The sequence below is a fragment of the Epibacterium sp. MM17-32 genome (genome assembly GCF_022348205.1).
In the GTDB taxonomy this organism is placed as follows: domain Bacteria; phylum Pseudomonadota; class Alphaproteobacteria; order Rhodobacterales; family Rhodobacteraceae; genus Epibacterium.
Genome location: NZ_JAKRFC010000001.1, coordinates 568,230 through 588,518 on the forward strand (window position 1 = coordinate 568,230; position 20,289 = coordinate 588,518).

At 65.6% G+C, this 20,289-nt stretch carries 16 protein-coding genes and 1 riboswitch; of the genes, 2 read left to right on the plus strand and 14 right to left on the minus strand.

The annotated features are described in order from the left end of the window. Window positions 1-80: 80 nt before the first annotated feature. Window positions 81-1,199 carry a porin gene (locus MHM88_RS02730; protein WP_239319725.1) on the minus strand — a complete coding sequence of 373 codons (1,119 nt, stop codon included), beginning with the start codon at window positions 1,197-1,199 and terminating at the stop codon, window positions 81-83. A 416-nt stretch (window positions 1,200-1,615) separates the two neighbouring features. Between MHM88_RS02730 and MHM88_RS02735 the strand changes: the two genes are divergently transcribed. After that, window positions 1,616-2,383, plus strand: a complete 768-nt coding sequence (locus MHM88_RS02735; protein ID WP_239359684.1) for an ABC transporter substrate-binding protein — start codon at window positions 1,616-1,618, stop codon at window positions 2,381-2,383. Between the two features lie 80 nt (window positions 2,384-2,463). Continuing rightward, window positions 2,464-3,228: an ABC transporter substrate-binding protein gene (locus tag MHM88_RS02740; protein ID WP_239359686.1), complete on the plus strand. Its 765-nt coding sequence runs from the start codon at window positions 2,464-2,466 to the stop codon at window positions 3,226-3,228. 240 nt (window positions 3,229-3,468) lie between these two features. Here the strand turns inward: MHM88_RS02740 and MHM88_RS02745 are convergent, their stop codons facing one another. The 13 genes from MHM88_RS02745 to MHM88_RS02805 all read right to left on the minus strand — a co-directional run bounded on the left by MHM88_RS02745 (window position 3,469) and on the right by MHM88_RS02805 (window position 19,864). Continuing rightward, entirely contained in the window at window positions 3,469-3,864 is a 396-nt protein-coding gene (locus MHM88_RS02745; protein WP_239319721.1) for a response regulator, read from the minus strand. Beyond that, a complete protein-coding gene (locus MHM88_RS02750; RefSeq protein WP_239359688.1) occupies window positions 3,861-6,245 on the minus strand; it encodes a transporter substrate-binding domain-containing protein in 2,385 nt (794 codons plus the stop codon). The genes MHM88_RS02745 and MHM88_RS02750 overlap by 4 nt, the downstream gene beginning before the upstream one ends. Before the next feature lies 1 nt (window position 6,246). Beyond that, on the minus strand, window positions 6,247-6,627 hold the full coding sequence (locus MHM88_RS02755; protein ID WP_239359690.1) for a response regulator: 381 nt from the start codon (window positions 6,625-6,627) through the stop codon (window positions 6,247-6,249). 4 nt (window positions 6,628-6,631) lie between these two features. Next, on the minus strand, window positions 6,632-10,396 hold the full coding sequence (locus MHM88_RS02760; protein ID WP_239359699.1) for a chemotaxis protein CheB: 3,765 nt from the start codon (window positions 10,394-10,396) through the stop codon (window positions 6,632-6,634). Window positions 10,397-10,737: 341 nt separating this feature from the next. After that, on the minus strand, window positions 10,738-11,502 hold the full coding sequence (locus tag MHM88_RS02765; RefSeq protein ID WP_239359701.1) for an ABC transporter ATP-binding protein: 765 nt from the start codon (window positions 11,500-11,502) through the stop codon (window positions 10,738-10,740). After that, window positions 11,499-12,536, minus strand: a complete 1,038-nt coding sequence (locus tag MHM88_RS02770; RefSeq protein WP_239359702.1) for an iron ABC transporter permease — start codon at window positions 12,534-12,536, stop codon at window positions 11,499-11,501. The genes MHM88_RS02765 and MHM88_RS02770 overlap by 4 nt, the downstream gene beginning before the upstream one ends. After that, window positions 12,536-13,543, minus strand: a complete 1,008-nt coding sequence (locus tag MHM88_RS02775; RefSeq protein ID WP_239359703.1) for an ABC transporter substrate-binding protein — start codon at window positions 13,541-13,543, stop codon at window positions 12,536-12,538. The genes MHM88_RS02770 and MHM88_RS02775 overlap by 1 nt, the downstream gene beginning before the upstream one ends. A gap of 197 nt (window positions 13,544-13,740) precedes the next feature. Further along, window positions 13,741-14,742 (minus strand): hypothetical protein, encoded by a 1,002-nt coding sequence (locus MHM88_RS02780; RefSeq protein ID WP_239359704.1) that lies wholly within the window; start codon window positions 14,740-14,742, stop codon window positions 13,741-13,743. Next, window positions 14,735-15,391 carry an adenosylcobinamide amidohydrolase gene (locus MHM88_RS02785; protein WP_239359705.1) on the minus strand — a complete coding sequence of 219 codons (657 nt, stop codon included), beginning with the start codon at window positions 15,389-15,391 and terminating at the stop codon, window positions 14,735-14,737. The genes MHM88_RS02780 and MHM88_RS02785 overlap by 8 nt, the downstream gene beginning before the upstream one ends. Further along, window positions 15,391-16,146: an ABC transporter ATP-binding protein gene (locus MHM88_RS02790; RefSeq protein WP_239359706.1), complete on the minus strand. Its 756-nt coding sequence runs from the start codon at window positions 16,144-16,146 to the stop codon at window positions 15,391-15,393. The genes MHM88_RS02785 and MHM88_RS02790 overlap by 1 nt, the downstream gene beginning before the upstream one ends. Further along, on the minus strand, window positions 16,143-17,126 hold the full coding sequence (locus MHM88_RS02795) for an iron ABC transporter permease (protein WP_239359707.1): 984 nt from the start codon (window positions 17,124-17,126) through the stop codon (window positions 16,143-16,145). Before MHM88_RS02795 ends, MHM88_RS02790 begins: the two co-directional genes overlap by 4 nt. After that, window positions 17,123-17,959, minus strand: a complete 837-nt coding sequence (locus MHM88_RS02800; RefSeq protein WP_239359708.1) for an ABC transporter substrate-binding protein — start codon at window positions 17,957-17,959, stop codon at window positions 17,123-17,125. Before MHM88_RS02800 ends, MHM88_RS02795 begins: the two co-directional genes overlap by 4 nt. Window positions 17,960-17,962: 3 nt before the next feature. After that, window positions 17,963-19,864, minus strand: coding sequence for a TonB-dependent siderophore receptor (locus MHM88_RS02805; RefSeq protein ID WP_239359709.1), 1,902 nt, complete (start codon window positions 19,862-19,864; stop codon window positions 17,963-17,965). Between the two features lie 159 nt (window positions 19,865-20,023). Continuing rightward, window positions 20,024-20,234, minus strand: a riboswitch (cobalamin riboswitch). Window positions 20,235-20,289: the final 55 nt, after the last annotated feature.

Below are 20,289 nucleotides of genomic sequence, written 5' to 3' on the forward strand. Positions count from 1 at the left end.
ACCAGTCACGGGTCACGAGGTAAAAACCCTCACCCGGCCCGGAAACCCGTATTCAGAGCACCGCTCTTGACATGTTCTGCTCAGAACTTCCAGCGGGCACCGGCCAGAACGGCAGACCCGTCCTGATAGGTGGTCGCCGAGGTGTCATCGTAGGAATACTCGCGGTAGGCGACATAGGCTTCGATGTTCTGGCGGTCGAATTTCTGCACCGCCGCGATCCCGAAGGATTCCGCGCTGTCGTTGACAGAGACCAGATCGGAGCCGTCATAATAGTCCACCGAGAAGGAGGTGGCGCCGACGGAGACCAGGTTCGCGGTGTAGCCCAGCTTGACGTAGCCATAGTTGCCGCCGGTGTCGCGGTCGCCGGTGGCCGCGCTCAGCGACAGGCCGGTCGGCTCGTGCAGAACCGCGGCGGAGGCGATGGTGTCCCGCGTGTCGGAGCCGCCCTTGTCGGTCCAGCTCACGGCCAGGGCACCGGCCACTGTGAAATCGCCAAGATCCTCGTTTTCGTAGTTCAGGGCGATGTCATACTGCTCGGTGTCGGCATCCTCGGTCAGGATGTCCTCACCATAGGACGCAGAGACGGTGAACCCGGCGAATTCGGGCGAGTCATAGCGCACCCGGCCCCGGCGGGAGCCGTCAAAGGTCGCAAAGACATCGCCGATCTCGATCCCGGTCAGCGCGCCGGTGCTGCTGCGCAGGAAGTAACCACCGGCGGCATCCGCCACGGAGGTATTCGCCGCCACACCGGTGCCGGAGAGGTCGATCCCGGTGGCGCCATCCGCCGCCATGGAGCCCTGACCGATGGAGAAGGTGCCGTAACGCGGGGTGTGCCATTGCAGGTCGACATGGCGCAGGTCGCTGCGGGTCCAGTCGGTGATGTCGCCCTGACCATTCTGGTCCACCCCATCTGTCGAGCGCAGCGACAGCGAGGTTTCAAAGCGGAATTTCAGGGTATTCTCGCCAAAGGGCTGCTCCAGCCAGAAGCCGACGCGGGACCCGGAGTTGCCGTTGTCGAGGAAGCGGTTGTAGTCCTCCTGGCCATCGTCATAGCCCTGATAGGTCAGGTTGAGCTGGCCGTACCAGCGGAAGGTGCCACCATTGTCCGAGGTGTAGGTGGGGCCCGCAACGGCAGGAGCGGCGAGGAGGGCTGTCAGCGCGAGCGCGCTGGAGCCCGCCGCAAGGGTTTTGGTGCTCATGATCTGAGTCTCCTAAAGTCGATTCGCAGTCGGCCATCCTCCATCCCCGGATCCGACTGGACCCTGAGCTATCATGTAAGAATTTCGGGAACAGGACTTGAAAGTCGACCCAACTGAACGGGTCAGTTCACATCGTGGAGAGCGCTGTAATTATGGCACTTTTCCGCCTAGCACATCGTGCCACTGGGGTTTGGCTCGATCAATTTCAACCACCCAAGTTTGCATTATTGAATAGGCAGCCATTCGCTGCGTGCAACCCTCCGGCGCTGTCCCGGCATCAAAGCGGCGCGCCACTCGAATCAAATCCGCACAAAAATCCCCGGCTGCCCCCCTGCCCCGGTAACCGCCGGTTAGGGATCTGGGGGGAGACTTTCGCCAAACCGTTATCGCGACAATCCACCTCCGGAGTAGACGACATGAAGACAACCCTGAGCGCCCTCGGCCTTGCCCTCGCCACCATGACCGCGCCGCTGATGGCGGAGCCGCTGCGCATTGCCACCGGCGAATACGCCCCGATGACCGGCGAAGCGCTGCCCAATGGCGGTGTGGTCAACGGCCTTGTTTCACGTCTGGCAGCCGATGCCGGGGTCGAGATCAGCTTTGAATACATGCCGTGGAACCGCGGGCTTGAACTCACCCGTCAGGGTCAGATGCACGGTGCCAGCTACTGGAACGATCTGACCGATCAGAGCGGCCTGATCGAAGTGGGCCCGGTGTCCAACGGCCGCATCGTCTTTTTCCACCGCGCCGATGCGCCGCTGCCGGAGTGGTCCGAGCTGGACGATCTGGCCGGAACCACCTTTGGCGCCACGCTGGGCTACCCCTACACCGAGGCGTTCTGGGCGCATGGCGAGGATGGCACCTACGAGATCCAGACCGCGTCAAACGACCTGTCCAACTTCAAGAAGCTGCAAAAGGGGCGCATCGACGCCTTCATCATCAATGAGCTGGTGGGCTGGGACCTCCTGAACCAGAACTTCAGCCCCGAGGAAGTGGCTCAGTTCGCAGCCTCGGAAACGCCGGTTGCCGAGGCGCTTGGCTATCTTCAGATCTCGACCGAAGCCGAAGGCGGCGCCGACATCGCGGCACGCCTGCAAGCCGCCTATGACGCGCTGGCCGAATCCGGCGAACTCGACGCGGTGAAAACCGAACTGAATGCGGCCTCTGGCATCCCGTCCAGCTGACGGGCCATCGGCCTCTCCTCCCGGCGCCGCATCTGACCTGGTGCGGCGCCATCCCCCATCCTGTGAACGAAAGACCTCTCATGAAACATATCCTTGCGACCCTGACCGGCGCGCTGGTGGCGCTGTCCACGGCGGCCCATGCCGAAACCATCACGATCTCCACCGGTGAATACGCGCCCTTCACCGGGGAGTCGCTGCCCAACAACGGTGTCGTCAACGGGCTGGTGACCCGCGTGGCCGAGCACGCCGGCCTCGATGTCGAATTCGAATACATGCCCTGGAAACGCGCGCTGGAGATGGCCCGCAATGGCCAGGTGCAGGCGTCGAGCTACTGGGGCGAGCGCCCCGACCAGACCGGTCTGGCGATGGTCGGCCCCTTCACGCTGGACCGCAACGTGCTCTACTATCGCACCGACAATCCGGTACCGGAATTCGAGGATGTCACCGAACTGGAGGACGTGGTGATCGGTGTCACCCACGGCTATTCCTACACGCCGGTGTTCTGGGCCAATGTGGAAAACGGGTCGATCGAGACCCAGACCGCCAAGGATGATGCCTCCAACTTCCGCAAGCTGCTGGGCGGGCGCATCGATGCCTTTATCGTCGATGAATATGTCGGACAGTATCTGCTGGAGCAGGAATTCTCTGCCGAAGAGCGGGCGCAACTTGCCTCCACCGAAAGCGCCATCATGGGCGTTGGCGGCTTCCTCCAGATCTCGCTCGAAGCGGAGGGCGGTGCCGCGCTCGCCAAACGGTTGCAGGCGGCCTATGACGAGATGCAGGCCTCCGGCGCTCTGGACGAGAGCCGCGCCGAGCTGAGTTCTGCAGCCGGTCTCGGCAGCTGATCCCCCGGTCCGTCAGCGCTGCACGCTGGCGCTCACGGGTCGCGCGGATCCGGTCGGTGGGCGTCCCTATTCGGTGATGACATGCGGACCTGGAACACAAACGGGGCGTTCTGCGCCCCGTTTTTTTTGTCCCAGAGGGCCGGGTTTGATCCGCAAAGATCGCACTCCGTTGATTTCGAACCACTCTGTCCTGCGCCCAAGTGGGACGCGCCGGGATCAGGCGCCCGTTTGCGACGGGCGTTATCCCTGACGCATCATCGCCGCATGCTGCATCCAGCGGATTGACGCCTCCACCGCCGTGCGCAGCATGTCCAGCGACAGGCCGCGTTTGGTCAGATAGCGGGTCGCCCCGGCCTTCATCGCGGCGGCGGCCAGCTCCTCGCTGCCGCGTCCCGAGAGCACGATCACCGGCACAAACGGGTCGCGCGCCTTCAGGGCCGCCAGCACCGACAGGCCATTGTTATCCGCCAGGTGATAGTCCAGCAGCACGCAATCCGCGCGCCATTTGGCAAACCGCGCCACGCCGTCGCTGCCGGTGGCTTCGGTCGTGGTCACGGTGCCCGGGATCTGTTCGCAGAGCTGACACAGGATCTGGGTGTCCTCCGGGCTGTCGTCGATAACAAGGATCTTGGTCATACTGCGTCCGCCAATGTCGCCGTCGCCGCAGCACCAGCGTCCTGCTCCCGCGCGTTGGGCAAGGAGAAGTAGAAGGTGGTGCCGCTGCCGACTGTGCTGTCCAGTGTAATAAGCTGGCCATAGCTTTCCACGATTTCCTTGGCAAAGGAAAGCCCCAGACCACTTCCGGTTGCGCCGGGGAGCGTCTGGTCATGGGGCGACTGGCCGCGCGCCCCGGGTTCGAACAAGCGCATCCGATTCTCGGGCGCGATGCCGATGCCATTGTCGCGGACATAGAACACATGCACCAGCCCGCTGTGGTCCTGGCTGTCCGGCGTCAGATAGCCCAGCCGCACCTCCGGCGTGGCGGCGCGGTTGTAGATCAGCCCGTTCGCCATCAGGTTCTGGAACACCACCTTGGCCTTGGCGCGGCTGGCGTTCACCCGTGGCAAGGGGGTTTCCACCACGATGCGCCCGCCCGTCGCCAGCGCCAGTTCCGACAGCTCGCCGCGGATTTCCTCCACCAGCGCCTCGACGTCGATATCGACCCGGGCGCTGCCCCGGCCGCGATGCTGCGAGGAACTGAGGAGCGCCGAAATCGTCGCCTCCATCTGGGCGCAGAGGTCCTCGATGCGGCGGATTTCGGCGGCGGGCGGCGTCTCGCTCTGCTCTTGCAGCTGGCGGATCTGCCAGTGGATGGCCCGCAGCGGTTCCTTGAGGTCATGGGAGGCAATATCGGCAAAGCTGTCCAGTTCGCGGTTGGAGCGTTCCAGCTCCTCCACCAGCCCTTCGAGCTGGCGCGAATGTTGCAGCAGGCGGGCCTGGCGTTCCTGGGTCCGGCTGCGCTGCACCTGCTGCCAGATCGCCACCCCCAGCAAGGCCACCAGCAGCGCAGCGATGCCGCCCATCAGCAGCCGCAGCCGCAGCGGCGTCCAGAACACCGGGGTGCCGAACCACTTGGCCTGCCGGTCGGCATAGGTGTCGGAGATCAGATAGCCGGGGATCACCGCATTCAGCCGTTCCCGCACCTCGCCAAGCCCGAGACGCAGGGCGGGCCCCGACTCACTGACATAGAAGGGCTGCGCGCTGGCGCGGAACAGGTCGCGGTTGCCGCGCTGCGTGACATGGCTCCAGAAAGCGTTGGTCGGCGACAGGGTGGCCTCTGCCCGGCCATCGAGCAGCGCGGTCATGGTGCCGTCCTTGCCGTCGACATAGATCAGGTCCAGCCCGCCGTGGCTCTCGGCCAGAAGCGCCGTGTTCTTGCCGGTTTCCACCGCCACTCGCAGCCCGGCTAGGTCATCTAGGGACTGCGGCCGCTGTGGTGCGTCGGCAAGGGTGAAGATCGAGAACGGCACCCGGTGGGTGGGAAAGGTGAAATCCATCCGCGTCTCGCGCGCTGCGTTCCAGGCCATCATCGGCACGATATCGGCAACGCCGTCGCGGGGGCCCTGACCAAATTCCTCGTCGGTGATGGGCTGATACCGAAACCGCAGGCCGGCCAGATCCATCAGATCTTCGAGCACCTCCACCCCGAACCCGGTGGCGGTGCCATCCGCCGCCATATCGACAAAGGGCGGCACGTGGTGCACCCCCACGGTCAGCACGTCGGGCACCGGCGCCGGGTTGGAGATCAGATATTTGGCGCGCAGCTGCTCCAGAGTGCCGTCGGCTTCGAATTTTTCAAGCGCGGCGTTGACGGGGTCGAGCAGCTCGGCGCGGCTTTCGTGCAGCACGATGACGCGTTGGATCGTCTTCAGGGGATCACCGACAAAGGCGATCCGCCCGTCCAGCCGGGTGGCGCGGGTCATCGCAAACAGCACGTTGACCGGATAGGAGACCGCGTCGACATCGCCGCTGAGGAGCGAGATCAGCGCCTCCTCCGGCCCCGGTTGCTCCACCAGGGTGGCGGCGGGAAACAGGGCGGGATCTGCCGCGATGGTCGGCGGCACCGCCCCGATGCGCAGCCCGGCGAGGTTGTCGGGATCAAAGCTGTCGGCCCGTTCAACCGGAATCGCCAGCCTGACCTGCACCTCGGAAATCGGGCGCGAGGCCACATTGGTGGGCTGGAACACCGGCCCCATCCCCACCGCCACCAGCATGTCGGTCTCGCCACTTGCCTGCGCGGCGGCAATCTCGGGGATCGGGCCGTAGTATTTCAGTTCCAGTTCAAACCCGACCTCATCGGCGACCAGCCGGGCCAGTTCGACCGCAAACCCGGTCGGCGCGCCATCTTCGCCGCGCATCAGAAGTGGCGGCACATTGCCCCAGGGCATCACCACCTTGTCGTAGCGCGGTGCGTCCTCCGCCGCGACGGCTGCGCCGGTGCTCAGCGCCAGCGCGGCGACAAGCCCCCGGACGATGCGCCGCCAATGCAGCAGAGGCAGGGCGCGCGCCGGTCCCATGTTACAACAAGTCCCCCAGTTGCGCCTTGCCAACCGGTTTTTCGTAGAACCCGTCGATCACCGGATGGTCCTCGCTGCGTTGCCGGTCGGCCGGGTTGATCGAGGAGGAACAGACAAACAGCCGCGCATGGCCGCGCAGTTCGGGATAGAGCGCATGATAGTGATCGGCGAATTCAAACCCGTTCAGCCGTGGCATGTTGATGTCGACAAACACCAGATCCACCTGCCCCCGCCCCGGTGTCTTGAGATAGGTCAGCGCATCCTCGGCATAGGTGAATTCCACCACTTCGGCCTCCGGCGCGACCTTGCGCAGGCTGCGTTTGAAGAAATACCGATCCGCATCGCAGTCATCGACCAGAAGGACCTTGGGGCGCGCTGTCATGGTGTCATCCCTCTCCCAACGTGAAGCGGAAGCTGGAGCCGCCGCCCTCTGCCTCCACCACCTCGATGGTGCCGCCGTGCATCGAGATGATCTTTTCACACATGGCAAGGCCGAGGCCGCTGCCTTCGACCTCGGATTCTACATGCAAGCGGGTAAACAGTTCAAAAACGCTGTCGCGATCCTTCTCCGCGATGCCGATGCCGGTGTCATCCACGCGCACGCCGACCCGTCCATCGACGGTTGCCAGCGGTGCGATGGTGATGCGGCAGGGCCGGTCGGGGTGGCGATACTTGAGCGCGTTGCTCAGCAGGTTCTGCAACACCCGCGCGATCAGATCCGGCACCCCCAGCGCCTGCGGCAGCGGTTCGACGATCACCTCGGCCCCGGCCTGTTCGATCGGCACCTTCAGATCCTGCACCGAAGCCCGGGCGATCCGGTTCAGATCCAGCGATTCCAGGGTGACGTCCTTGTCCTGCAAGCGGGCAAAATCGAGGATCGCATCCACCCGCCGTTTCAGGCGGTTGGTGCCGCGGGTCAGATAGTCCACCACCTCCCGGGCCTCCTCGTCGAGCTGGTCCGGCAGTTCCTCCAACAGCGCCTCGATACTGCTTTCGATGGTATTGAGCGGCTGTTTCAGGTCATGGGCGGAAATGAAGGCAAAGCGGCGGATTTCATTGGCGCGGCGCTGGATCTCGTCCTCCCGCTCGCGCAGGTCGGTGACGTTCTGATGTACGCCGATCATCCGCATCGGACGGTGATCCACGCTCCAGTCGGTGACCTGCCCGCGGCTCTTGACCCAGATCACCGTGCCATCCTTGCGCAGATAGCGCACCTCGACCGCAAAGGGTTTTGTGCCGCGGCTCTCGACATGGGCATCATAGGCCTGGTGGAACCGCGGGCGGTCTTCCTCGTGGATGAGGGCAAACCAGGTTTCCGGCGTGGGGGCCAGTTCGCCGGTGGCAAAGCCCAGCAACTCCAGGAAGCGACGGCTGATATAGAGCTGATCGCTGGGGATGTTCCAGTCCCAATAGCCCGCTTCCTCGCTCTCCAGCACGCTGGCCAGAATTTCGCTCTGCCGCCGTGCCTCCTGCTCCAGAAGCTTGCTGTCGGTGATGTCCAGCAGGGTGATGACCACCCCGTCGGGGCTGCCACGCGGACGGGTGAACTGGCGCACGCGGGTCTGCACAAAGCCGCCGTCCTGGCGGCGCAGTTCGCGTTCGGTTTCCTCGCCCTGATCGCGCGCCAGCGTGGCGTCCTCCAGCAGCAGGGTGACCGCCTCCGGCAGCAGCGCCGTGGCAAAGCTCTGCAGCGGGCGGCCCACATCGCTGTGCTGGAGGTCCAGATAGCGGGTCACCCCGGCGCTGAAGCGGCGGATGCACATGTCGTTGTCCAACAGCAGGATGCCCAGGGCCGCGGTTTCCAGCAGGTTGTCGACATCGGCGTTCACCTGCTCCAGTTCGGAAATCCGCTCGATGTTCTCGGTGTTGACCGTGTGCAGCTCCTCGTTGATGCTCTGGGTCTCTTCGTTGTTGGCCTGCAATTCCTCGTTGGCGGCAATCAGCTCCTCGTTGGCGGTTTGCAGCTCCTCGTTGGAGGCACCGAGGTCCTGCGCCGTCACCCCGAGCATTTCCTGAAGCGAGCGCACCTCGCCCTCCAGATGCTGGATATAGGCCCTGGTCTGGGCTGCCGGCTCCTCTCCGTCTGCGGTGCCCGGCTGGCTGCGCGGCAGCGCCTGGGTCGACTGGCGGATGAACAGGGCAATGGCCGTGGTGTGCCCTTCCCACATGATCTTGCGCCCGGACACCGATATCGTGCGCACCTCGTCTTCCTCGATCAGCCGGATGTCGGAGGCCTGGGCCGAGGTATTGTCCTCGGCGCCGCGCATGACCAGCGCCACGGCGCTGCGCAGACGATCGTCGCAGAGTTCAAAGATATTGGTGGAAAAGCCGCTGTCCGGGATTTGCAGGATCGACTTCATGTTGCCGAAGGTTTTCAGCAGGGTGGCACTGGGGTCCACGATGCACACGCCGGTCTGGCTTGCCTCCAGCGAGAACTGGAACAGCGAATGCAGGTCGTCCTGCGCGGTGTGGGTGCTCGAGAGCATGCGCCGCGCCCGCGGCAGCATGCCCAGGGCCGGCAGCTGTGCGGTCAGCGATCCGCGCCCGGGCCTGGATTGCGCCACGCGCATGTTCTTGTAGATCCGCTCCTTGCCCATGAAGAAGCTGAACCGGACACCATCCGGCCCCGGCGTTTCCGCCGCCCCAAGAAGCAGATACCCGTCCATGCGCAGCGACATGGAGAAGTTCACCATCACCCGCGCCTGCACATCCGGGCTGAGATAGATCAGCAGGTTGCGGCAGACGATCAGGTCGGTCCGCGTGTAGGGCGGATCGAGAGTGATGTCATGCACCGCAAAGACGATCTGGGCGCGGATCTTGGGCGCAATCGCAAAGGTGCCGGGGTGGTGGGTGATATAGCCCGCCTCGCGGTATTCCACCGGGATTTCCTCCAGCGTGTGATCCGGATAGATCCCCTGCTTGGCGGTATTGACCGCGTTTTCGTTCACATCGGTGGCATAGACGCGAAAGTCGCGCTCGATCTGGTTGTCGTCGCGAAATTTCTGCAACAGCATCGCCAGCGTATAGGCTTCCTCGCCGGTGGAGCAGCCGACCGACCAGATCCGCAGGGGCGCGCTGGTGTCGCCCTCTTCGAACAGCCGTCGCAGCACCCGGGCCTCCATCGTGCGCCAGACATGCAGATCGCGAAAGAAGTTGGTCACCCCGACCAGAAACTCGCGATAGAGCAGCTCCGCCTCGCCGCTGTTCTCCTCAAGATAGCGGAGATACTCCTCCGCCCGGGTCAGGCCGAGAAAGCCCATGCGCCGCGCGATCCGGCGTTTCAGGGTGGGCTCCTTGTAGAGCGCAAAGTCGATTTCCGCCCGCGTGCTGACCCGCTCCAGGATCTGCCGGAATATATCCTGCGCGCCGGAAAACACCTCATCCACATCGGCAATGCCGCTTTGGCGCAGCGCGATGAAGCGATCGATTTCCTCGACGATGTCGTCGGGCTGAAGCACCTGATCCACCAGCCCGGTGGCAATGGCCTGACGCGGCATGCCGTCAAAGCCGCAGGTTTCCGGGTCCTGCGCGATCACCAGCCCCTCGCAGTCCTTGATCGCCCGCAGCCCGCGGCTGCCGTCGGACCCGGTGCCGGACAGCACCACCCCGATCGCCCGCTCGCCCGCCGCCTCGGCAAGGGAGAGGAAGAACACATCGATCGGCAGGTTGAGCGCCGGGCGCGGCTGCGGCGCGACCAGCGAGAACCGCAATCCCGCCCCCCGTGGCGCATTGGCGTTGTCCGAGGCATCCGGATCGCTCGCCTGATGCGCTCGCCCCCTGTTGCTGTCACCCCGGGTGCCCTGAATGACGATATGCGCGCCGGGGGGGATGACATAGATGTGGTGCGGTTCCACCGGCATGTCGTCCTCGACCTCCACCACCTGGTGCTGGGTTTCGCGGCCGAGGATCTCGGTCATCAGCGATTTGTAGTCCGGCGACAGGTGCTGGATGATGACAAAACTGTGCGGGAAATCCTCGGGCACCCGGGTCAGCAATTGCTTGATCGCATCCAGCCCCCCCGCCGACGCGCCAACGCCGATGATATAGAACCGCTGGTCAACCGATCCCATCGGACGGGGCCCGCCGGTGATCTCTGTGGCCGAGACGGACTGCGGGGTGGTCTCTTCGGGCTGAATGTTGTCCTCCGTCATGTTCTGCTAAATCGCCTCGCTTGAAACCTGATCGATCACGTCGCCGGCCAGACCTGCAAGCACAGCGGCCCTCTGGGCGGGATGCCGGGGGGCGGGTGCGATCATGGCGCCCATGACACGGCCCGGCCTCCCACAGCTTTGCCTGAGAGACTAACGACGGGACCGGTGCACGTCCAGCGTGTAACGCGGGCGTTTTGTCACTCTTCTCAAGGCGCAAGCGGGTCCCGGACACCTGTACCGGCAGCCGTACTGCCCGCCCGGGCGCCCTGCCCCACCTGGTGTGCTGCGCTGGTTTTGTGCGACCGTGCAGGCGCGGCCAGCGCCCCGGGGCGCTGGGACGGTTACTCGGCGCTGAAGCGGATATGCGGCCTGTCGCCCACCGCGGGGCCGCTGATCTGGGCGGTGACCCGGAACACATCGCGCAGCAGATCCTGGGTCAGCACCGCATCAGGGGTGCCGCAGGCGCGGACGGTTCCGGCGTCCAGAACCACGATCCGGTCACAGAACATCGCCGCGAGATTGAGGTCATGCAGCGCGATGATGCTGGTCAGGTCCAGATCACGCACCATGCGCAGGATCTCGATCTGGTGGTGAATATCGAGGTGGTTGGTCGGCTCGTCGAGGAACATCACCTGCGGCGCCTGGGCCAGTGCCCGCGCGATATGCACGCGCTGGCGTTCTCCGCCGGACAGGGTCTGCCATGCCTGACGCCTGCGAGAGGCCATGTCGACCCGCTCCAGCGCATGGGTGACTGCGGCCTCGTCGGCCTCCGACCAGCCCGCAAGCGCCGAGCGATGCGGGGTGCGCCCGAGGCGGACGACATCTGCCACCGTGACATTGGTGTCGGTCGCGGCACTTTGCTGGACAAAGGCCACCTGCCGCGACAGCGCCTTGCGCGGCACCTGCGCGATGTTCTCGCCGTTGATCGCGACCCGCCCGGACGCCGGCTTGCGCAACCCTGCCAGCAGCCGCAGCAGAGACGACTTCCCCGACCCGTTGGGGCCAATCAGGCCCATTGTCTCGCCGGGCGCGACCCTCAGCGACACGTCGGACACAATGGTCCGGCGTTTGACGCCCCAACGCAGGCTGTCGGCAACCACACTCATGACTGCGGCCTCGCCCGGTAGAGGATGATGGCAAAGAAGGGCACCCCGACAAGCGCCGTGACAACGCCGATGGGCACCGTCTGCTGCGGCGCGATCACCCGGGATACGATGTCGGCCACCACCATGAACACGGCGCCGACCACGGCGCAGGCGGGCAACAGCCGCAGGTGCAGCGGCCCCACCACGTAGCGCGCCGCATGGGGCACCACCAGACCGACAAACCCGATCGCCCCCACCATGCTGACGATGGTGGCCGTGAGCAGGGCCGTCACCCCAAACAACAGCAGTCGGATGCGCGCAACCGGCACCCCGAGCGCAGCGGCATCCTCGTCCCCAAAGGTAAAGGCATCGAGCGAGCGCGCCATCACGATACAGATCGCGAGGCTGATGACCACCACCCCCAGCAGCAGCTGGAAATCCGGCCAGCGCACGCCGCCAAAGCTGCCCAGAAGCCAGAACATCACGTCCCTGGCCTGCTGCGCATTGCCGGAGGTGGTGACAATATAGGAGGTCAGCGCGTTGAACAGCTGCGACGCCGCCACCCCGGCCAGGATCGTGTGGTTCGGCCCGCTGGTGGCCCCGTTGGACAGCAGCGCCACCAGGGCAAACGCCGCGAAGGCCCCGGAAAACGCCCCCAGCGACAAGGACAGGCTGCCGGCCCCCAGCCCCAGCACGATCACGCAGACCGCGCCGGTCGAGGCCCCCGCCGACACCCCCAGGACAAAGGGTTCGGCCAGGGCATTGCGCAGCAGCGCCTGAAGGATCGCGCCACAGATGGCCAGCCCGGCCCCGGCCAGCGCGGCCACCAGCGCGCGGCTCAGGCGCAGGTTCCAGACCACGCTCTGTTCGATCTGTGCAATATCCGCCCCGGTCAGCCCCAGTTCATTGGTGACCGACAGAAACACCGTGTCCAGACCGATATTGTAGTCGCCGATCGCCGCCGCCGCCGCGACGGCAAAGACCAGCACAACCAGCGACAGACAGAGGAAGAGCGTGAGGCGCGCCGCCTCGCCTTCAGAAGCATCCGATACCATCACGGAAGATCAATCGCCTTCAGTTGTTCGGCCACCTGCTCCGCACCATAGAGCGTGCGGATGCTGGGGTTCATGGCGGCGCCGCTCATCACGACAATGCGCCCGTTGCGCACCGCCTCCATCTGGCTGACGGTCGGATCGGAGGTCAGAAACGCGATCTTGTTGTCCGCCGTGTCCAGGTTCCAGCGCTCCCGATCGACCTGCGCCACCACAAACACCGTCGGGTCGGCTGCCATGATGCCTTCCCAGCCGACGGCGGGCCAGTCCGCTTCGGTCTTGATCGCATTGGTGCCGCCCAGAACATCGGCGATATAGCCCGATGGCCCGTTGCCCCCGCCCAGATAGGCGTCATCCGCCGGGGACGGGCTGGAGAACCAGAACAGGAAGCTCAGATCCTCGGTTTCGGAAAACTGCGCTCGCAGGGCGGCCTCACGGGCCTTGAAATCGGCGATCAACGCCTGCCCGCGCTCTGCCACGTCAAAGATCCGGGACAGGTCCTCGATCTCCTTGTACAGCAGGTCCATGTTCCAGAGCTCCCCGCGCGAGCCATAGGCGTCGCCTGCGTCGAGCGTCGTCGAACAGGCGCTGGGCGACAGATAGGTCGGGATGCCGAGGCCTTCGAAATCGGACCGTTTGGCGACCTTGCTGTCCGGCCCCAGCAGCGTGGTCAGCATGGCGGCGACAAAATCGGGCTGGGTGGCAAGCACGGATTCCAGCGTCGGAAATTCAACGGTGAGCCTTTCGACACCGCTGTTGGCCTCTGCCACTTCGGGCAAGACGGCGTTGGGCCAGAACGCGGTGGCCGCCATACGGTCCTCAAGCCCCAGAAGCAGCATGATCTCGGCGCTGTTCTGTCCCAGCGCGACGGCATTTTCCGGCGCGTTGTCAAAGGTCACCGACTGACCGCAGTTCTCGATCGTCAGGGGATAGTGCGTGTCGGCCCGCAGGGACATGCTGGACAACAGCAGCGCCACGGTTCCCAGGGTGAGGATCGAATTGCGAGACATCGGCAGATTTCCATTCTTGAGCACTTTAGTCGGAAACCAGCTAAAGACATCAGCCTGCAAGATCAAGCGTGATTCTGACCTGCATTGCCCTGGGGCGCTCCGCTTCCGGCCAGCCGCGCAGCCCCCGCAGTACCCGGGCCGCAGTCAGCGACAGCGGTGCCATTGCCTGCGCCGCGCCGCTGCCTGCGGGACAGGTATCAGTGGCCCGGATTTTCCGGTTCGGTTTGCTCGGCGCCACGATCAAAGCGCTCTGCGTAGGTCTCCGTCAACGGGTCGGACCCATGCAGCACCCGCCATTGCCGGATACCGTTGCGCCAGCCCGCGCGGCCCTCGCGGGTATCGGGCTCTTGGGTCTTCCGGGCTGGGGTCCCGTCCTTCAGGTGCTGCCAGACGGCCTGTTTGCCGTCGCAATAGGCGTCAGCGCCCCAGGCACCGAGGAGATCCTGAAAGGCGTCAAAGGCAGCGCGGTTGAAGCGCTTGTCCTCGCCCAGACGGCCAATGACAGGGTTCTCGGGATGCACACCGCAACAGGGCACCCAGCCTTCGGGGATCGGCGTATTGGCAGAATGGGTGCGCTCGGCACGCAGAAGTTTCGGCAGCACATGGGTGTGCGGGCCTTCGGGGGATTTACCGCCGGTGTCCGGACCGCCGATCATCTGATAGACCTCGACCCGGCCAAGACGGGTCAGCAGTACCCGATGCGGATGTGCCTTCAGGATCGCGCCCATCGCCGGGTTGTCCTGTTCAAACAGCGACCGGCCGGCGTTTTCATTCAGCACCGCCAGCAGGTCGGGGTCGGCAGTGCGGATGCAGAAATCCGCCTGATACTGGCCCAGCCCCATGTCGAACAGCTGCGCACCGCGATCTTCGTCGCGCAGGGCGTCGTGGTCCGGGCCGAGCGCGGTCAGCACATCGCGCTGGTTCATCGCCGCATCTGCATGCGGCAGGCACAGCGACACCGCCTGCGTCCAGCGGTGCGGCTTGGGGCTGAGGGTCTCATAGGCGACCGGGCGCACGCCTTCGAGCGTGTCGATGCGCAGGCCGCCGCGCGGGGTGACCTGCATCAGCCCGGCGTGTTCCTGCGGGGCCGGGTCGCCCTCGACGTGGTGGAACTCGGCAATGGCGCCAAACGAGCCCATGTTCCAGCCGCAGTCTTCTTGCATCAGCGCGTCTTTCAGCACCTGTTGAAGCTCAGGCATCTGCTGCCCTCCTGTTGGTTGTTTTCCAGTCCAGGGCGCCGCTGTGGACGGCCTGGTAAACGGCTTTGCCGATGGCCTCGCCGGTGGCGGTGTGCAGCCCGGCATAGGGCGTGTCGCCGAGGGGCGCAGCCACCGCGACACAGTCGGTGCCGGTGCCGGTCGCGGTTCCGCTTGGCAAGGTGAGGCCCGCCTCCATCACCGCGGTGGTGCGGGCCTGGACCGCGATGCTCATCGCCTCGATCAGCCCGGCCTGGGTCAGCCCTTCGGACAGGTGCAGGGCCACATTGATGGTGCCCCAGTTGCGGCTGGCATAGTCCATTCGGCTGCCGGCCCGTTCGGCGTTGGACAGGCCGACGGTGGCCACCGCATGGGCGCTGATGCCCTCAACCGTGGCCGTGGCCTCACGATACGCGCGCACATCGCGGGACGTCAGGAAGGCCACGGCGTCCTCGCAGCCTCTCTGCGCCAGTTCACCCGCAAACCACGCGGTGACATCCAGCCCCGGCGGCAGGTCGCTGTTGCGGACTTCGCGCCACAGGATGCGGCGCGCGGTGACAAGGCCAGGGCGGTTCACAGCCCAGCTCAGCACCTGCATCTCGGCGCCGAGGTCGAACGCGATCCAGGGGCGGTCCAGGGTGACAGATCCCATCACAGCACCCGCAGCGGCTGGAACACCGGCCCTTGCACCGTGTGCTCATGCCAGACCGAGATGCCAAAGGCGCGGGCCATAAGGTCGGGCGTCAAGACTTCGGCGGGCGGCCCGTCGGCCAGGACGCCCCCCTCGGCCAGCAGGATCAGCCGGGTGCAGTGGCGCGCGGCCAGCCCCAGGTCATGCAGCGAGACCAGCGCGGTACGGCCTTCGGCTGCGAGGGCGGCAAAGACCTCCATGGTGGAGATCTGATGTGCCGGGTCCAGCCCGGCGGCGGGTTCATCGGCCATCAGCAGCGGCGTGTCCTGCGCCAGGGCGCGGGCAATCAGCGCGCGGGCCTGCTCGCCGCCCGACAGGCGCGAGGCCGCCCGCTCGCGAAACATCTCCAGCCCCATGCGGGCGATGGCCTGATCCACCAGCGCCTGATCGCGGGGCGGCAGGCGCAGCCCCTGCGGCAGATGCGGCAGGCGGCCCAATGCCACCAGCCGCTCCACCGGGATCGGCCAGGCGATTTCGCGCGATTGCGGCATCCAGGCGACCGTGCGGGCGCGCTCTGCCGCGCTCATCTGTGCCAGCGAGCTGTGCCCCTGCGCCGGGATCAGCCCCAGCGCCGCGCGCATCAGGCTGCTTTTGCCCGCGCCGTTCGGCCCCAGCAGGCCGACGAACTCCCCTTCACGGATGGTGAAGGACACATCGCGCAGCACCGGGCGGTTGCGCAAGGTGACGGAGAGGGTCCGGACCGAAAGCACGCTCATGCCAGCCCCTTTCGGGTCTTGTAGATCAGATGCAGGAACAGCGGCGCGCCCACCAGGGCGGTGACCACGCCCAGTTTCAGGTCGCGCGACGGCAGGATGACCCGCACGGCAATATCGGCCAGTTGCAGCATGATGGCACCGCCAAGCGCCGAGGCCCACAACAGCCGCGACGGTTGGCCGCCCACCAGCGGGCGCAGAATATGCGGCACCACCAGGCCGATGAAGCCGATCGCCCCCGCCACGGCGGTGGCACCGCCGACGATACCGGCGGTGCCGATCACCAGCAGCAGGCGCATCCGGTTCAGGTTCATCCCCATGGTCTGCGCCGCGTCCTCGCCCAGGGTCAGCGCATCAAGGCCCCGCCCAAGCGTCAGCAGGATTGCCGCCCCCGTCAGCGCAAAGGGCAGCACCAGCCAGACATGCAGCATCGAACGATCCGCCAGCGAGCCCATCATCCAGAACACGATCTCATTGGCGGCAAAGGGATTGGGCGACAGGTTCAGCACCAGCGACGTGAGCGCCGCCGCCATCGCCGAGATCGCGATCCCCGCCAGGATCAGCGTCAGCGATCCGCCCTGCGGTCCGGCCAGCGCCATCACCAGAAACACCCCCGCCAAAGCCCCGGCAAGCGCCGCCAGCGGCAGCCCCAGGGTGAGGCTGGCCGCCAGCCCGGTATTGATCGCCAGCACCGCCCCGAGCGCTGCCGAGGAGGACACGCCGATCAGTCCCGGCTCTGCCAGCGGGTTGCGCAGATAGCCCTGCATGGCCGCCCCCGCCAGCCCAAGCCCGCCGCCGATGATCACCGCCAGCAAAGCGCGCGGCAGCCGGATTTCCCGCATCACCAGGGTCAGCGGGCCATAGCCGTCGTCAAACAGCGCCGCCAGGCTCTCGGTCGGGCGCACATCGGCCGGTCCCACCGTAAGCGACAGCAGGAACAGCACCACCACCATGGCGCTGAGGGCGATCATCAGACGGGTCATTTGCGGTCCTCCTGCGCCACAAACAGGCGGCGCTCTGCGGCCAGGGCCTCGACCGCGCGCAAGACATACGGGGTGCCGCAGACCCAATCCGCGTCGCGGATCTGACCGGCACCGCTGCGGGCGGCCAGATGGCGCACCACCGGATGCGCGAGGTTTTCCTCGCTGCGCGAGGCGCGCGGATAGGGGGATGTTGCCACCAGCAGGTCCGGCGCCGACAGGGCCAGCACTTCCAGCGGCATGTGGCCGGAGCCACCAAAGCCCTGCTCATCCGCGATATTGCGCAGCCCCGCTGCCCGCAGGATCTGGCCTGCGAGGGTGCGGCTGCCGGAGGTAAACCCATTGGCGGCATAGAGCGCGGCGCGCGGCGCATCCGGCGCGGCGTGCTCCAGTCTTTCCAGGCGTCTGTCGTAGTCGGCCAGCAGGGCCCGGGCGGCCTCTTCGCGGTCCAGAACCTCTCCCATCCGCAGGATGCGGTCGCGCACATCCTCAAGCGCGTTGGCAGGTTGGAACACCACCACCGGCACCCCGAGGCGCCGCAGCATATCGGTGGTGGCCCGGGTCGAATAGGCACCGGCAATCACCAGATCGGGCTGCAGGAGATAGATCTCTTCGGCCAGACCGTGATTGACGGGATACGCCATGGCCACGTCAGCCATGGCCGAGGCGCGGGTGTCCCGCGCGATGTAGGAGACCGACGCCAGCTGGCCCGGCGCCGCAAGCAGCATCGCCAGCTGGTCCGTACACAGGTTCATCGACACCACGCGCGACGGCCCGGCAAAGGCACCGGTGGCGGCCCACAGAAGGGCCAGGGCTATGCCGGGCAGCCTGCGCATGGATCAGAACGATGCCCGGACGCCGACAAAGACCTCGCGGCCATTTGCAAAATACCCCCAGGATTCCTGATAGTCTTCATCCAGCAGGTTCGTCACCCGCGCGGTCAGCTGTGCATTGGCCGTCAGGTCATAGGTGGTGGCCAGATCCACGACAGTGAAGGACGGAAGCTCTGCCGTCGGGGTGCCGGTCGCGAAGAACTGGCGGCCGTGATTGCCGGAGACGTGACGCACATCCAGGTTGACCGTGCCGCGCCCGGCATAGGCCTGCGCCGCCACCGACAGGCGTAGCTCGTGTTCTGGCCGGCGCACCTGCACCGCACCGGTCGCGGTTTCGGCATCCGTGTAGGAATAGGCGCCGCTCAGATCCAGCCAGTCCAGCACGGCAAAGGAGGTTTCCAGCTCAAACCCACGCGACTTGCTGGTGCCCGGGATGTTGACAGCTGTCATGCCCGAGCCCTGGATCAGATTGTCGACGTCATTCCGATAGAGTGTCACCGCCAGCTCACCGCGATCGCCAAGACCGAAGTCCGCGCCCAGTTCGTAGCTGGTGCTTTCCTCCGGCTTCAGGTTCGGATTGCCGGCAAAGGAACCGGGAACAAAGCCGAATTGCTCGAACATCGTCGGGTTCACAAAGGCCCGCCCGGCGGCACCGCGCACGCGGATGTCGCGGCCGGGCAGTTGATAGGACACCGACAGGTTCCAGGTGGTTGCATTCTCGAAGGTGTCGTTAAAGTCGTGGCGCAGCCCGGCCTGAAGGTCGAGACCATTGGCCAGTTCCCCCTGATACTCCAGTGCGACGGCCTCGCTGTTGCGCTCGAACGCGGTGCTGCCGGTGAAGGACGCCGTGTAGGTCTGTTCTTCGGCCTCCAGCAGCAGGTTCAGGCGGTGTGCGGACTGATCCAGCCCCGCCCCATCCAGTGCAAAGTTGCCCAGGTATTTGAACGCGCGGTGCGTCGACTCGCTGGAGGACGGGCCAAAGGCGCCATCCCGGGACTGGTTCTCCTGGTCGGTGCCGCTGATGGAAAACCGGTGCCTGCTGCGCCCGGAGGCGCTGTCGGCCTCCAGCCACAACGAGCCGAACACTTCGTCGCGGTCGGTGTTTGCCGGGCTTTCCACCAGATAGCCTTCAGAGGTCGGAGACGTGGAGCCAAAGGGGAGCGTGTCCTCGCTGCCATAGTGCTGCCACGTGCGCCGCAGGGTGAAACCGGTGGTGATCTGATCCGTAATCTCATACCGACCGGTCAGGTTCACTGTTTCCCGGTCGTTGAACTCGGTGTCGCCGCCATCCAGCCGCGAACCGTCCTCGCCATCGGTCTGGCGCGTGTCGACGGAGAAGTTCAGCTCGCCGCGCTCGAACCGCTGCCGCACATAGGCATTGGCAGCACGGGTGCTGTTGGAGCCGAATTCAACCCCGCCGCCATAAGAAGTACCCGGCTTTTCCGCCCGCTTGGTGGTGATCGAGATCACGCCAGAGACGGCATTGGCGCCATACAGCGCCGATTGCGGGCCGCGCAGCACTTCGATGCGTTCGATATCGCTGACGGTCAGGCCGCTGAGGATGTACTCGCCGCCCGACCCGGTATTGGCTTCGACCCCGTCGATCAGCACCAGCACGTGGTTGCCTTCGCCGCCGCGGATCCGCACTTGGGTAAAGCCGCTGCCGGTCGAGTTCACCGCCACGCTGGGGACGCCGCGCAGGGCATCTTGCAGGGTGGTAACTCCGCGTGTTTCAAGCTCTTGCGCGGTAATGACCGAGACCGAGCGACCATAGTTGTCCGCCTCGATCGGGGTCAGGCCGCCGGAGACGATGATCTCGCCGAGATCGATGACACCGCCCTCCTGAGCGGTTGCGATTGCGGGGGCGACCACCAGTGCGGCGGCCAGTGACAGGCTTGCCTTGTCCATATTCCATTCCTCCCAGCCCGCGCGCAATACACACGCCAGGCACACTGCCCATACCGGGCAGCGGGTCCAAATTTCGGGTCTTTGGAAGGCTTTGCCCCCGCAGACGGTGAGAACTGCCACCACTACGGAAGTCCGTTGTCCTTGGCGCGCCCCGCACCCGGACAGGGTGATCCTCCTGGCAGGTCTCCTGACTCGCGGGTCGAAGCTTTGCCGCACCTTCCCACCCTTTCCGGGCAGTGGCATATCGTAGCATTGCTCTCCGCTCACAGTTGCGGGGGCAGTCACGGATTCGGCGCCTGTTGGCTACACCTCACCGTGTTCCCTTTTAACCGGGTGGTCTCCCAGCCGGACCAGAATGGCCGGGACTTAGGCAAAGTGACGTGATCCTGTCAAGCGCCAAAGCCCGGTGCGGCGACGGTGTTGCC